The organism is Massilia sp. Masssp94 (assembly GCF_059491305.1).
The window spans coordinates 570991-584773 of record NZ_CP168501.1; the positions used below are offsets into that span (position 1 = coordinate 570991).

Here is a 13783-nt window from a genome sequence, read left to right on the forward strand (position 1 = left end):
GGCCAAGGTTGCCGGATTCGTAGCCCAAGGAAAGTTGTACCGATGTTTGCCACTACCACATCCACGCTGTCTGTTATTTCCGCCGGAGCTATCCTGCTGTCTGCCGGCGCACGTGTGGTGTTTCGCTCGCTAAAACTACCGATCGGTTGCCGGGCCTAGCGTCCGTGGCCCGTCCGGCAGCCCCCGCCACAACGATCGAAACGACACCTTCACCAGCATTTGATAATCAGGAGCACCGCCATGTTGACCAACCCTTCCGCCAAATACCGCCCCTTCCCCGCCGTCCCGTTGGCCGACCGTCAGTGGCCGAACCGCATCATCGACAAGCCGCCGGTCTGGATGAGCACGGACCTGCGCGACGGCAACCAGGCATTGATCGAGCCGATGAGCCCGGAGAAGAAACTGCGCTTCTTCGAAAAGCTCGTGCAGATCGGCGTGAAGGAAATCGAGGTGGGCTTCCCGTCCGCTTCGCAGACGGACTTCGACTTCGTGCGCATGCTGGTCGAGGAAAAGCGCATCCCGGACGACGTCACCATCATCGTCCTGACGCAGGCCCGTGAAGAACTGATCCGCCGCACCGTCGAGTCGTGCGTCGGCGCGAAGCAGGCCATCGTCCACGTCTACAACTCGGTCGCGCCGGTGTTCCGCCGCGTCGTGTTCGGCATGAACCAGGACGAGATCGTGCAGATCGCCGTCAACGGCACGAAGCTGATCAAGGAACTGGTCGCCCAGCATCCGGACACCAAGTGGGGCCTCGAATACTCGCCGGAATCGTTCTCGACGACGGAACTGGATTTCTCCAGGCGCATCGTCGACGCCGTCGTCGACGTATGGCAGCCGAGCGCGGACAACAAGGTGATCGTCAACCTGCCGTCGACCGTGGAAGCGGCGACGCCGAACGTCTACGCCGACCAGATCGAATGGATGTGCCGTAACCTGAAGCAGCGCGAGAACCTCGTGATCAGCGTGCACCCGCACAATGACCGCGGCACCGCCGTCGCCGCCGCCGAGCTGGCGGTGATGGCCGGCGCCGACCGCGTCGAAGGCTGCTTGTTCGGCAACGGCGAGCGCACCGGCAACGTCGACCTGGTCACCCTCGCGCTGAACCTGTACACGCAAGGCGTGCACCCGGGCCTGGACTTCTCGGACATCGATGCCGTCCGCCAGCTGGTCGAGGAATGCAACCAGATCCCCGTGCACCCGCGCCATCCGTACGTCGGCGACCTCGTGTTCACGGCGTTCTCGGGCTCGCACCAGGACGCGATCAAGAAGGGCTTCGCGAAGCAGCAGGCGGACGCCATCTGGGAAGTGCCGTACCTGCCGATCGACCCGGCCGACCTGGGCCGCAGCTACGACGCCGTGATCCGCGTGAACAGCCAGTCCGGCAAGGGCGGCATGGCCTACCTGCTCGAGCAGGAATACGGCCTCGAACTGCCGCGCCGCCTGCAGATCGAATTCTCGCGCGTCGTGCAGAAGCATGCCGACGCCACCGGCCGCGAAGTCGCCGCCGCCGACATCCACGCCCTGTTCGACCGTGAGTACTTCAACCAGGAAAACGCCGCCTACCGCTACGTCTCGCACCGCCTGGTCGAGAACAGCGAGGGCGAGGAGCGCGTGCAGATCGACACGACCGTGCAGCACAACCGCGTGACGGAACCGCACCAGGGCACCGGCAACGGCCCGATCGACGCCTTCGTCAACGCGCTCGGCCTGGACATCCGTTTGATGGACTACCACGAGCACTCGATCGGCTCGGGCGCCGATGCGCGCGCCGCCTGCTACGTCGAGCTGCGCCTCGCGAACGGACCCACGCTGTTCGGCGCCGCCATCGACAGCAATATCGTGACCGCGTCGTTCAAGGCCGTGCTGTCGGCCGTGAACCGCCAGTTGGCGCTCAACGCGGAACAGGCGCCGCAGCAGGCTGCCTGACCAGTCCTTCCAGTACCCCGGCGACCGTCTCCGCCTGACGATCCGCATCGAACGCCGCGTGGCGCCGCGCAAATGCTTGCGCCGCCACGCGCAAGGCACTTCCCTCCAGCATCCGGCCCACGACGGCATCCCAGTCCAGCGGGCGCGCCATCTCGTTCACGTTGATCCCGGCACCCAGCCGGCGCACGCGCCGCGCCGTCAGGAACGACTCGGCCGTGCGCGGCAGCAGCAGCAACGGCACGCCGGCCAGCAGAGACTGCGATACGGTCGATTCGCCTGCATGGCAGACCGCGAAGGCCGACTCGCGCAAGGCCTGGTCCAACGCCACCGGCCCCGCGGCCCACGCGATCAGCGGATGCGCGTACGGCGGCGCGGCGCCCGCCGCCACGTCGGGCAGGTAGCACAGCGTGTGGCAGCCGGCGCGCGCCAGCGCTTCCAGCATCGCCCCATGCTCCGGATGCGGCCCGCGCAGGTAGGCGAACACGCGCGGACCGGCGCCTTCCGGCCAGGCCGGCACGGCCGCGCCGGTGCCGCCGATCGTGGGGCCGAACCAGCGCGCATCCGTCTCCGCGCGGCCCCACGGGTCCAGTTCCGGCCACGTGCACAGCAGCGGCATGTCTCCCCGCAGCAGGTCGGCCGCGCGCGCGTACGGCGCCGCGCCGTGGCGGGCCAGCACGGCGTTGGCGGTCGCCAGCACGCGTGCCTCGGTCGCCGCCATGCGCGCCCGCGGGGCCGCCTCCCAGTCGCGCAGCGGCGGCAGCGGTCCCGCAGGCGGAATCTGGAAGCCGGCGCCGACGGCGCTGCTCGCGATCCCGAGGCTGCGCGCGGCCAGCAGTGCGCCCGGTGCGTAATCGCCCACGACAACGTCAGCCTGGAGCGCGCCGAATAGATGGCGCCAGCCGTCGACGAGGCCCGCCATCGCGTCCGCGTCGAGCCAGCCGCAGGCGAGCAGGATGTCGGCCAGACTCGCCTCGCCGGGCGGCAGCCCTTCCACGCGGTGCAGCCACAGGGGCGCCTGGTAGACGGGGATGCGAATGTCGGCCAGCAGGCGGCGCGTGTGCACGAGGTCGCGCAGCACGAAGGACACGTCGTGGCCGCGTGCGACGAGCGGTCGCGCGAGCGCTTTCAGGCGGCCGGCGTGGCCGAGCGCCGCGCCGAGTTCCCAGCAAAAGACGATATTGGCCATCAGGGCGCCGTCCGCATCGGCTGCGGATCTGCTCCTTGTCCCTTCTGTCCCACGCGCTCGTATTCCGCGATGACCTGGGCGCCGAACAGCAGCAGGCTGGCCGCGATCTCGAGGCTGAACATGACGACGATCGCGGTGCTCATCGAGCCGTACACGAGATTCACCTTGGACAGCGTCGTGAAGTACCACACGAGGACGTGGCGCGCGGCTTCCCACAGCAGCGCGGCCGTCACGCCGCCGATGAGCGCATGCGACAGCGACAGCCGTCCCACCGGCATCACGAGGTAGATCGACGTCAGCACGAGGATCTCGCCCACGAGCCCCAGCAGGTACAGCAGCGCGCCGGATACGCCGTGCAGCGACCACGTGCGGCCGAACAGTTCGACGCTCTCCGAACCGATCACCTGCAGCGTGCCGGCGACGAGCGTCACGATCATCACGCCGAAGCCCAGCGCGAGGATGTAGCAGTAGGGGAGCACGGCCGACACGAGGAAGTGACGGCGGCGCACGGCCACGCGGTGCACGAAGATCACGCTCATCGCGTTTTCCAGCACGGTGAACGCGAGGGAGCTGAAGAACAGCATCGTGAAGCCGAGCACCCACGTGATCAGGTCGCGCGTGTCGAGAAAATGTGCAACCTCCGCCACGATCGAGCCGGACTGCCCCGGCACGAGCAGTTCCAGGTAGCGGCGCAAGGTGAGCAGCAGGTTGACCTGGTCGATGAAGTGCGACAGCACGACGACGACCAGCATCAGGAACGGCACGATCGACAGCAGCGCGTAATAGGCGACGGCGCCCGCCAGCAGCAGGCCCTGGTTGGCGCGGAACGCGCGCACGCACTGCAGGGTGAAGTCGAGCGGGTGCGCGACGATCCACGCATTGGCGCGCCGGTTCAGCACGCGCAGGCGCAGGCCGCGCGCCGATTTCATCGCGCGAGCCTGATCCCGGTGAACTGCCAGCGCGCGCCGGCCGGGAAAAAGTTGCGGTAGCTGGCCCGCGCGTGGCCGTGGGGCGTCGCGCACGACGAGCCGCGCAGCACGTACTGGTTGACCATGAACTTGCCGTTGTACTCGCCGATCGCGCCCGCGGCCGGCGCGAAGCCGGGGTAAGGCGCGTAGCCGCTCGCGGTCCACTGCCAGCACTCGCCGAACATCTGCGCGAGGCCGCTGCTGCCCGCCGCGCGCGGATGCAGGTCGCCGCAGGTCAGCGCGGTGTCGCGCGCGGCGAATTCCCATTCCGCTTCGGTCGGCAGGCGCGCGCCGCGCCAGCGCGCGTACGCGTCGGCTTCGTACAGCGACACGTGGGCGACGGGCCGCGCCAGGTCCAGCGCCTGCAGGCCGTGCAAGGTGAACTCGCGCCGGCGGTCGCCGTCGCCGACCCAGTACAGCGGCGCGTCCAGCGTGCCGTTCGCGACGAGGTCCCAGCCGTCGGACAGCCACAGCGCCGGATCGCGGTACCCGCCCGCCTCGACGAATTCGAGGTACTCGCCGTTCGTCACGAGGCGCGACGCGAGCGCGAACGGTTGCAGGTACTGCCGGTGGCGCGGGCTTTCGTTGTCGAAGGCGAAGCCCTCGCCGGCGTGGCCGATCTCGGCGAGGCCGCCCCCGAAATCGATCCAGGCCAGCGGTTCCACCGGGCCCGAAGCGGGCAGCGGCGAATCGATATAGGCCGGGTACAGCGGATTGCGCGACAGCAGGTGCTTGACGTCCGTGAGGATCAGTTCCTGGTGTTGCTGCTCGTGCTGCAGGCCCAGCTCGACCAGGGCGGCCAGTTCGGCGTCGTCCGGCCTGGAAGCCAGCAGGCGCAGCATGCGGGTGTCGACGGCGGCCCGGTAGGCATGCACCTCGGCCAGCGTCGGCCGCGTCAAGAGGCCCCGCTGCGCGCGCGGATGCTTCGCGCCCACGCCGTTGTAGTATGAGTTGAACAGCACGCGGAACGCCGCGTCATGGGGCCGGAAGCCGGGTTCGCGCGGCTCGAGGATGAAGGTCTCGAAGAACCACGTCGTGTGCGCCAGATGCCATTTGATCGGGCTCGCGTCTGGCATCGACTGGGCACAGCAGTCCTCGGCCGTCAGCGGTTCGGCCAGGTGCAGCGTGCGCTGCCGCACGTGTTCGAAGGCGGTGGACAGGCGGTGTTCGGAGGCTCCCATCGCGGCTCCTTCAATGCGATAGTGCGCGCGCGTAGATCACGGCGAACCACTGTTTCGGGTCCGTCCACACGCGCGTGGCCGCGAAGCCCGCCTGGGCCAGCAGGCCGACGGCGTCGCTCTGGCGGTATTTGTAGCTGTTTTCCGTGTGGATCCACTCGCCCGCCGCGAACCGGCGGCCGCCGCCGCGCCACGTCACCTGCTGCACGGTCTGCGCTTCCAGGTGCATCTCGACGCGGCCCTGGGCCGGGTTGTAGAAGCCGCGGTGGCGCCACTGGCGGATGTCGAAGTCGGCACCCAGCAGGCGGTTCACGTGGCGCAGCACGTTGAGGTTGAACGCGGCCGTCACGCCCAGCGCATCGTCGTACGCCGCGTCCAAAACGGCGTGCTCCTTGGCAAGGTCGATGCCGATGAGGAGTCCCCCGTCGCGCCCGCACTGCGCGTGCACGCGCTGCAGGAAATCGCGCGCCTCGCCGGGCGTGAAATTGCCGATCGACGAACCGGGATAAAAGAACAGGCGGCGCTCCTCGCGCACGCTGTCGGGCAGCTCGAGGCTGCCGGAGAAATCCATGCCGAGCGGGCGCATCTCGATGTAGCGGAAGCGCTGGCGCAGGCGCTCGACGGCATCGAGCAGGAATTCCGCCGAGATGTCGACGGGGACGTACTGGCGCGGCTGCAGCAGCGGGAACAGGTTCGCCGCCTTCGCGCAATTGCCGGCGCCCAGGTCGATCAACGTGGCACCGGTGCCGACCGTACGCGCGATCTCGGGGCCGTGCAGATCGAAGATGCCGGCTTCCGTCCGCGTGGGGTAGTACTCGGGCAATTCGCAGATCGCCTCGAACAGCTTCGAACCCAGCGGGTCGTACAGGAACTTGGGCGAGATCCAGGCCTGGCGGGCCGTCAGGCTTTCTGCCAGCTCGGCGGGTACGTGCAATCCATCGTTGTTTACTACGGGCACTGCGGGCGATGTCGCGTTCAGCATCGGGTGTCCTCGGTGGTGCGGCCGCACCGTGCGGCCGGCTGGAATGTTGCCGTTCCGGCCATGATACGCGATTCCGCGATTCCGCACGCACGCCCTTACCCTGCAAGAATTCGGGGTCAGAGCACATTTTTCGGCGAATTCGGGGTCAGAGCACAATTTGATATGGCATAAAATTCGGGTTTCGAACGCTGCGGGCCGTCCCGATCAAGCCGTTTCGCGCATGTGTGGACGCGTCGTCGTCCGTAGCACAATTTCTCGAAAACGGGCTCTGACCCCGAATTTTGGCAAGAATGTGCTCTGACCCCGAATTGGGGGGCGTGCTAGAGTAGTGGTTTTGTCAATCGGCGTTCCATGCTCGAACTCGTCAATCTCAGCAAATCCTATGGCGGCCGCGCCGTGCTCGCGGCGCTGTCGCACCGCTTCGAACCCGGCGAGTTCGTCGCGATCATGGGGGAGTCGGGCGTCGGCAAGTCCACCTTGCTGAACCTGATTGCCGGACTCGACGCGCCCGATAGCGGCGAAGTCCGCGTCGATGGGACGCCAATGTCGGCGCTCGACGACGATGCCGCCACCCGGCTACGCCGTACGCGCATGGGTTTTATCTTCCAGGCCTTCCACGTGCTGCCGCACCTGACGCTGCTGCAGAACGTCGCGCTGCCGCTGCTGCTGAACGGCCGCCCCGACCCCGCCCGCGCCACACAGATGCTCGACGCCGTGGGCCTCGGGGGACGCGGCGCCGATTTTCCGCGCCAGCTGTCCGGCGGCGAGCTGCAGCGGGTGGCCATCGCGCGCGCGCTCGTGCACCGGCCCGCCCTGCTGCTGGCGGACGAGCCCACCGGCAACCTCGACCCCGACACGGCCGACGGCATCCTGCGCCTGCTGCGCACCGAGATCAAGGCCAGCGGCGCCGGCGCCATCATGGTCACCCACTCCCATGCGGCCGCCGCCCTGGCCGACCGGACCTTCGTGTTGACCCGCGCCGGATTGAAATTAGCGTAAGTTCCCGCAAGAAAGACGCATCTTATGGCGTTTTAGTCATGAACAGTGCGTCATAATTGTCAACTTCGTAGTAGCATTCCAACAAACCCACCAGGCATAAGTCATCAACAAATCGGTCGGGCTGGATTCCGTTCGGGCGGGGGATGAGCCGGACGGACCCTGCAACTCTCCAAAACAGTCGATCTGTCTTGAACACAACCCCAAGGCGGAGGAGTTCATGAGCGTACGGCAGAAAAAACAGGAGTTGCTCGAGGCGATGCATCGCGCCCGGGCCATGGAGCCGTCGAGTTTTGTTCCGAACAAATTGCTCGACACATTGATTCAACGAATGCAGCTGAAGAACGACGCGGAACTGTGCCGCGTCCTGGAGGTACAGCCGCCCATCATCAGCAAGATCCGGCACCGCAAGCTGAACGTCGGCGCCACGATCCTGCTGCGGATGCACGAGAAGTCGAATATCCCGATCCGCGAGCTGAAGGAATTGACGGCGGAAGCGCGCACGGAGCCGCCGCCGACCCATCACTGAACGCGGTTCATTCGCCGGGCGGGCGGCCGGTCTTGAGCTGGGGCAGGCTGTCGAGCACGGCGCGTAGCGACGCCGTGTCGAGCTGGCCGAGCAGCGCCACGCCGATGCGCAGCAACTCGCTCTTCTTGACTTCGAAGCCGGCCTTCAGGCAGGCCTGCTTGACGGTGGCGAGCACGGCGTATTCCTGCTCCGGCATGGTGAAGCTGTCGCGCACGAGGTGCGGACGCGTGGCCGGTGCAGGCGCGGCCTTGGCACGCGTGGATTTCACCGGCGCCGCGACCGCGCGCGCGGCTTCGCGCGCCACCTTCGCCGGCTTGGGCGCGGCCTTCGCGCGCACCGGTCTGGCCGGCGCGGCAGCCGGCTTCTTCATGGCCGCCTTCTTCGCCGGCGCGGCCTTCGTCGCGGCCGCCTTCTTCGCCGCGGGCTTCGCGGCCGTCTTTACGGGCGTCTTCGCCGCCGTCGTCCTCGCCATGGGACCTCCATCTTCAAACAAGCCAAACAATATATATCATTTAGCCGTTTTCCGGAAGATCAGGCCTCGGACTCCGCGTCGCGGAACTCCTCCGCGATCGCCGCGAACTGCCCTTCGATCTCGAAGAACGCATCCAGCACGTCCGGATCGAAATGCGTGCCGCGGCCCTTGCGCATCACCTCCAGCGCCTGCTGGTGCGTGAACGCGGGCTTGTACACGCGGCGCGAGATCAGCGCGTCGTACACGTCGGCCACGGCCATCAGGCGCGCCGACAGCGGGATCTGCTCGCCCGCCAGGCGGTCCGGATAGCCGGAGCCGTCCCACTTCTCCTGGTGCGAGTGGGCGATCTCGCGTGCGAACATCAGGAAGCCGTTGGTCCCGCCGATGTGCTTCTCGACGAGCATGATGGTGTCGCGCCCGTACACGGCGTGCAGCTTCATGACCTCGAATTCCTCCCGGTCGAGCACACCGGGTTTCAGCAGGATGCGATCGGGGATGCCGACCTTGCCGATGTCGTGCAGCGGCACGGAGCGGTACAGGAGCTCGATGTTCTCGTCCGTGAGGTCCGTCGCGAAGCGCGGATGGTGCTGCAGGTGCCGCGCGAGCGCGCGCACGTAGTGCTGCGTGCGGCGGATGTGGTGGTCGCCCTTGGTCACGGCCGCGTTGTCGCGCGTCTCGGCCAGCGTGCCCATGGCCATGATGATCGCTTCCTGCATCAGCGCCAGCTGTGCCGTGCGGTCCTGCACGAGCTTTTCCAGGTTCTCGTTGTGCGCCTGCAGCTGGCGGCGCGCATCGAGCAGCGTCAGTTGCGTGGCCACGCGGGCGAACAGGATCGGGGGGCTGATCGGCTTGGCGATGTAGTCGACGGCGCCCAGCGACAGGCCCATCGCCTCGTCCTCGACCTGGTTCTTCGCGGTCAGGAAGATCACGGGGATGTCGGCCGTGACCGGGTTCGCTTTCAGCTGGCGGCACGTCTCGTAGCCGTCCAGGCCGGGCATCATCACGTCGAGCAGGATCAGGTCCAGGCCGGGCGTGGACTGGGCGATCTGCAGCGCCAGGCTGCCGTTGTTGGCGACCTTCGTGTTGTAGCGGTCCTTGAGCAGGCGCGACAACAGCATGATGTTGTCGGGCGTGTCGTCGACGATCAGGATCGTCGGCTTGTCCTTGTTGCTCGTGCTCGTCTTTTCGGTGGTGACAATGTTCATCAGGTTTCCGCGGTATCGGGGCGGGTTGCGGCGGGCAACTGCTGGCGCGCCTCTTCGAATTCGTAACGGGACAGGTGCTGCTCCAGCCGCGCCATGTGCTCGGCGTCGAGCACGCCGGCCAGGCGCGTGCGCACCGTCTCGAAGTAGTCAATGGCATCGCCCGAGTACTCGGCCAGCAGCTGGTCGAGCTGGGCCACGGCGTCGAGCGCGGCGTCGTCCGCATCAGGAGCGACCGAAGGCGGCACGGGCGGTGCGGGCGGCGGCGGGGCGATGGCGGCGCGGGCAAAATAGCGGTCGAGCGATTCCATGGTCGCGTCGACGGCCGCTTCCAGCGCGCGCACGCCGGCCGCGAGACGGCCGCGGTCGGGCGCCGTCAGTCCGAGGCCCTCTTCCACCGACTGCGCCAGCGTCTGCAGCTCGCGCGCGCCGATGTTGCCGGCCACGCCGCGCAAAGTGTGCGCCCGCGCGGCCGCCTGGCGCAGGCGGCGCGCCTGGTAGTCCGCGCGGATCTGGGCGCCCGCGTCGCGCTGGGCGGCGCGGAAGCGGTCCAGCAGCTGCACGTACAGCGCGACGTTGCCGGCCACGTGGCGCAGGCCATACGCGGAGTCGATGCCGGACACGGTCGACAGGCCGGGCAGCGTCGGGCCGTCCGCCACGACGACACCGCCGGCCGACAGCGGCGGCGGCACGGCCTGGCCGATCCAGCGCGCCAGGGTGGCGTACAGCTTCTCCGGCTCGACGGGCTTGGTGATGTAGTCCTGCATGCCCTCGCGCAGGCAGCGTTCGCGGATCTCGGCCAGCGCATGTGCCGTCATGGCGACGATCGGCAGCTTGTCGAAGCGCGCATCCTTGCGCAGTTCGACGGTGGCCGCGTGGCCGTCCAGCTGCGGCATCTCCAGGTCCATCAGCACGAGGTCGTAGGCCTGCGGGCCGCCTTCGTACAGCATGTCCAGCGCCTCGTTGCCGGTGGCGGCGACGTCCACCGCGATGTTCTGCGCCTGCAGCAGTTCCAGCGCGATCTCCTGGTTGACCTGGTTGTCTTCGACGAGCAGCACGCGCGCCGCGTGGTCGCCCGACGTCTCGAACCTGCTGCGCGCATTCGATACGCGCGGCGGCGCGAACAGGGCGACGAGCGTGTCGACGAGGGCGGACTGGCCGATCGGCTTGCACAAGAAGCCGCGGATGCCCGCCGCTTCCGCTTCTTTCTGCACTTCCTCGCGGCCGAACGCCGTCACGAGCACGGTCGACGGCGGATGGCGCAGCGCCGGGTTGCCGGCGATGCGGCGCGCCAGTTCGATGCCGTTCATGCCCGGCATCTGCCAGTCCGTCAGCACGACGCGGTACGGGTCGCCGGCGGCATCGGCCGCGAGCAGCGCGCTTTCCGCTTCGGCGCCGCTGGCGGCGAGATCCACGCGCAGCGGCAGCGTCTGCAGCGCTTCGCTCATGATCTCGCGCGCGACGTCGGAATCGTCGACGAGCAGCAGGCGCGCGCCGTCCAGTTCCGGCGGCGCGACCGCCACGCGTTCCGGCTCGCCGGACAGCGGGAAGTCGAGGTCGAAGTGGAACGTCGAGCCCTTGCCCGGGCTGCTCTCGACGACGATGCGCCCCCCCATCAGGCCGACCAGTTGCTGCGAGATCGACAGGCCCAGGCCCGTGCCGCCGTATTCGCGCGTCGTGCTGCCGTTGGCCTGGCTGAACGCGCGGAACAGTTTCGCCTGCTGCTGTTCGCTCATGCCGATGCCCGTGTCGCGCACCGCGAAACGCAGCGTCGCATAACCGTCGCGGAAGCGGTCCGCGGCCGGATCGTCGAGGCGCATGCACGACAGTTCCAGCTCGCCCGCCGGCGTGAATTTCACCGCGTTGTTGACGAGGTTGATGAGGACCTGGCCCAGGCGCAGCGGGTCGCCCACGAGCATGCGCGGGATCGCGTGCGGCACGTGGAACAGGTATTCCAGGTGCTTGTCGGCCGCCTTCTGGCTCGTCACGCTGGCCACGTTCGCGAGCACGTCGTCCAGGCAGAACGGGATGTGCTCGACGTCCAGCTTGCCCGCCTCGATCTTGGAAAAGTCGAGGATGTCGTTGATGATCCCCAGCAGCGACAGCGCGGCGCGGTGGATCTTGCCGACGTAGTCCTGCTGCTTGGGCGAGAGCTCCGTGCGCAGCGTGAGGTAGGCCATGCCGATGATCGCGCTCATCGGCGTGCGGATCTCGTGGCTCATGTTGGCGAGGAATTCTGACTTGGCGACGTTCGCCGCCTCCGCGCGCACGTTGGCCGCGACGAGCGACTGCTCGCGCTCGCGCCGCTCGGAGATGTCGCGGATGAACGAGCAGAATTCGTAGTCGTCGCTCGTGGCCAGCTGGACGCGCGTGATGGCCAGCTCGATCGGAAATTCCACGCCGTCGCGGCGCAAGGCATACGTCTCGATGCGGCTGTCCAGCACCCCGCCCACGCCGCTCCGTTCGTAGCGCGCGAGGCCGTTGCGGTGCGCGGCCCGGTGGCGCTCCGGCACGATGCATTCGGAGAGATCGCGGCCCAGCACCTCCTCGCCCTTCCAGCCGAACATCTTTTCCGCCTGCGCGTTCCAGCCGACGATGCGGCCTTGCCGGTCCATGCGCACGACGGCGTCCAGCGCCGTGTCGACGATGGCCTGCAGCTTGGCCTGGCTACCCTGCGCCATGCGCATCGAGTCCAGCAGCTCGCGCGTGCGCGCGGCGATCTTCTGTTCGAGGTCTTCGTTCAGGTCGCGCAGCTGCTGTTCGATCACGCTCTTTTCGCGCAGCAGGCCGTTCGTCACCTGCTCGGCGCGCCGCAGCCGGTTCAACGTGTCGCGGAAGCTGCGCACGGCCGAGGACAGGCGGCCGATCTGGTCGCGCCGGCCGATGCCGGACAAGTGGATGTCGGTCTCGCCGCGCGCCAGCTTTTCCAACGCTTCCTGGATGTCGGCGAACGGCTGCGTCATGCGGCGGCCGATCAGCAGCACGCACAGGGTGATGGTCAGGGTGAGGATCAGGTTGCCCAGCACGGTCTGGATGATCTGGCGGCGCAGGTCCGCGTCGATCTGGCGGCGCGAGATCGCCAGGTCGATCGAGCCGACCAGGTATTCGCGGTTGCCGTCGTGGTAAACCACTTTCTGCTGGACGCGTTCGGCGCCCTCCTCGTCCGCGCCGGAGCCGAGCGACGCGAGCACCATGCCGTTCGGCGCCAGCACGCGCAGCATGATCACTTCCGGCGTGCCGCCCAGCGCATCGACGACCGAGGACACGGCCGCGCTGTTGATGTCGAACAGCGGCCGCGCCAGCGCGTGCGACACCACGTTGGCCTGGCGTTCGACCCGTTCCCCCAGCCGCGCGCTCGCTTCGCGGTGCAGCGAATGCATCACCCAGGTCGTGTACACCGTCGTCGACAGGGCTACCGCCAGCACGATGCCGGCGCCGAGCCGGAACACGATGTTCTGGCGCCAGCTGTCGGCGAGTCCCCGTACCAGGCCACGCAAAAGCGCTCCCGAACGGCGCGGGCCGGGGGAGGACAGGGAATTAATGACCGCCTCCCGGATGGCCGGTCAGCTCGCGCTCGCGGCGGCGGTAGGCGGGGCTCGTGCGCACGTCCTCGATCGTCTTCCAGATGCGTTCCGCGAGGTCCGGCCGCTGCGCGACGAAGGCGTGCGACAGCAGCAGGTAGTACGGCTTTTCGATCAGCGGCACGGGCAGCATTTCGATCTGCGTGGCGTACGCCGACCGCATCAGCCGCATCGCGTCGCCGCCGCCGAGGGCCGCCGCCACGAGGCGGCCGGCCAGCATCTTCTGCACCAGTTCGTCGGCCTGCTGGCTGCCCTCGTCCACGGGCACGTTCTGGGCGCGCAGGAAGTCGCCGACGGAGTAGCCGAGCTGGAAGCCGATGCGGCCGTCCACGTTGGCGAAACGCTTGCCGTCCCAGTCGACCTTGCCGCCCTTGCGGCGCACCAGGACGTAGCGGTCGACGTGCATGCGCCGGGCCGGATCGGCCAGGCCATCGCCGCCTTTCACGCCGGGATAGGCGCCCAGCGCCAGGCGCTCGCGGCTGAAGCTGACGGCGAAGGCGCCGTCGACCTGGTTCGCCTTGACCTGCGCGAGACAGCGCTTCCACGGCATGCTCTGGTAATCGAGCGTGAGCCCGAGGCGCCGCGCCACTTCGGCCAGCAGCTCGAAATTCAGGCCGCCGCCGTCGAGGGTGCGCCACGGCAGCACTTCCTGGCGTTCGAAGCACAGCGACACGGTGCCCGCCGCGAACGACGGCGCGCCGACGAGCAAACAGCAGGCGATCGATCCGTGGCGAAGGAAGCGCAGCATGGCTTGGGTAGG

Annotated in this window: 11 protein-coding genes; 3 read left to right on the forward strand and 8 right to left on the reverse strand. The window is 68.1% G+C overall.

What is annotated here, in order from left to right; translation table 11 throughout:
- Positions 1-240: 240 nt before the first annotated feature.
- Positions 241-1929, forward strand: coding sequence for a 2-isopropylmalate synthase (gene leuA, locus ACEN9G_RS02335; RefSeq protein WP_483127638.1), 1689 nt, complete (start codon positions 241-243; stop codon positions 1927-1929).
- Here leuA and ACEN9G_RS02340 read toward each other — a convergent pair.
- Genes ACEN9G_RS02340 through egtD form a run of 4 tightly spaced genes read right to left on the reverse strand, consistent with a single transcriptional unit; the run spans position 1895 to position 6243 of the window.
- Complete coding sequence (locus ACEN9G_RS02340; RefSeq protein ID WP_495605518.1) at positions 1895-3115, reverse strand: hypothetical protein; 1221 nt, start codon at positions 3113-3115, stop codon at positions 1895-1897. The genes leuA and ACEN9G_RS02340 overlap by 35 nt on opposite strands.
- The gene (locus tag ACEN9G_RS02345) at positions 3115-4044 is read right to left on the reverse strand and encodes a YihY/virulence factor BrkB family protein (RefSeq protein ID WP_413344137.1); all 930 of its coding nucleotides are present in this window, start codon (positions 4042-4044) and stop codon (positions 3115-3117) included. The genes ACEN9G_RS02340 and ACEN9G_RS02345 overlap by 1 nt, the downstream gene beginning before the upstream one ends.
- Positions 4041-5264, reverse strand: coding sequence for an ergothioneine biosynthesis protein EgtB (gene egtB / locus ACEN9G_RS02350; RefSeq protein WP_413344139.1), 1224 nt, complete (start codon positions 5262-5264; stop codon positions 4041-4043). Before egtB ends, ACEN9G_RS02345 begins: the two co-directional genes overlap by 4 nt.
- A 10-nt stretch (positions 5265-5274) precedes the next feature.
- Positions 5275-6243, reverse strand: a complete 969-nt coding sequence (gene egtD / locus ACEN9G_RS02355) for an L-histidine N(alpha)-methyltransferase (RefSeq protein ID WP_413344141.1) — start codon at positions 6241-6243, stop codon at positions 5275-5277.
- 351 nt (positions 6244-6594) lie between these two features.
- Here egtD and ACEN9G_RS02360 point away from each other — a divergent pair, with 351 nt between their 5' ends.
- Both ACEN9G_RS02360 and ACEN9G_RS02365 read left to right on the forward strand, forming a co-directional pair.
- Positions 6595-7242, forward strand: a complete 648-nt coding sequence (locus ACEN9G_RS02360) for an ABC transporter ATP-binding protein (protein WP_483127640.1) — start codon at positions 6595-6597, stop codon at positions 7240-7242.
- 217 nt (positions 7243-7459) lie between these two features.
- Complete coding sequence (locus ACEN9G_RS02365) at positions 7460-7768, forward strand: hypothetical protein (protein ID WP_371762533.1); 309 nt, start codon at positions 7460-7462, stop codon at positions 7766-7768.
- Positions 7769-7775: 7 nt separating this feature from the next.
- On the opposite strand, the gene ACEN9G_RS02370 is transcribed toward ACEN9G_RS02365, so the two are convergent.
- Genes ACEN9G_RS02370 through ACEN9G_RS02385 form a run of 4 tightly spaced genes read right to left on the reverse strand, consistent with a single transcriptional unit; the run spans position 7776 to position 13771 of the window.
- Entirely contained in the window at positions 7776-8240 is a 465-nt protein-coding gene (locus tag ACEN9G_RS02370; protein ID WP_483127641.1) for a hypothetical protein, read from the reverse strand.
- 59 nt (positions 8241-8299) lie between these two features.
- Positions 8300-9445, reverse strand: coding sequence for a response regulator (locus tag ACEN9G_RS02375; RefSeq protein ID WP_413346093.1), 1146 nt, complete (start codon positions 9443-9445; stop codon positions 8300-8302).
- Positions 9445-12939: a response regulator gene (locus ACEN9G_RS02380; RefSeq protein ID WP_483127642.1), complete on the reverse strand. Its 3495-nt coding sequence runs from the start codon at positions 12937-12939 to the stop codon at positions 9445-9447. Before ACEN9G_RS02380 ends, ACEN9G_RS02375 begins: the two co-directional genes overlap by 1 nt.
- Before the next feature lie 40 nt (positions 12940-12979).
- Positions 12980-13771: a substrate-binding periplasmic protein gene (locus tag ACEN9G_RS02385; RefSeq protein ID WP_413344818.1), complete on the reverse strand. Its 792-nt coding sequence runs from the start codon at positions 13769-13771 to the stop codon at positions 12980-12982.
- Positions 13772-13783: the final 12 nt, after the last annotated feature.

Excerpts from the sequence above, each read along its gene's own strand:
- egtD (WP_413344141.1), bottom strand. The coding sequence starts at position 6,243 with ATGCTGAACGCGACATCGCCCGCAGTGCCCGTAGTAAACAACGATGGA.
- ACEN9G_RS02375 (WP_413346093.1), bottom strand. The coding sequence starts at position 9,445 with ATGAACATTGTCACCACCGAAAAGACGAGCACGAGCAACAAGGACAAG.
- ACEN9G_RS02360 (WP_483127640.1), top strand. The coding sequence starts at position 6,595 with ATGCTCGAACTCGTCAATCTCAGCAAATCCTATGGCGGCCGCGCCGTG.
- ACEN9G_RS02345 (WP_413344137.1), bottom strand. The coding sequence starts at position 4,044 with ATGAAATCGGCGCGCGGCCTGCGCCTGCGCGTGCTGAACCGGCGCGCC.
- ACEN9G_RS02385 (WP_413344818.1), bottom strand. The coding sequence starts at position 13,771 with ATGCTGCGCTTCCTTCGCCACGGATCGATCGCCTGCTGTTTGCTCGTC.
- ACEN9G_RS02370 (WP_483127641.1), bottom strand. The coding sequence starts at position 8,240 with ATGGCGAGGACGACGGCGGCGAAGACGCCCGTAAAGACGGCCGCGAAG.
- leuA (WP_483127638.1), top strand. The coding sequence starts at position 241 with ATGTTGACCAACCCTTCCGCCAAATACCGCCCCTTCCCCGCCGTCCCG.
- ACEN9G_RS02340 (WP_495605518.1), bottom strand. The coding sequence starts at position 3,115 with ATGGCCAATATCGTCTTTTGCTGGGAACTCGGCGCGGCGCTCGGCCAC.
- ACEN9G_RS02365 (WP_371762533.1), top strand. The coding sequence starts at position 7,460 with ATGAGCGTACGGCAGAAAAAACAGGAGTTGCTCGAGGCGATGCATCGC.
- egtB (WP_413344139.1), bottom strand. The coding sequence starts at position 5,264 with ATGGGAGCCTCCGAACACCGCCTGTCCACCGCCTTCGAACACGTGCGG.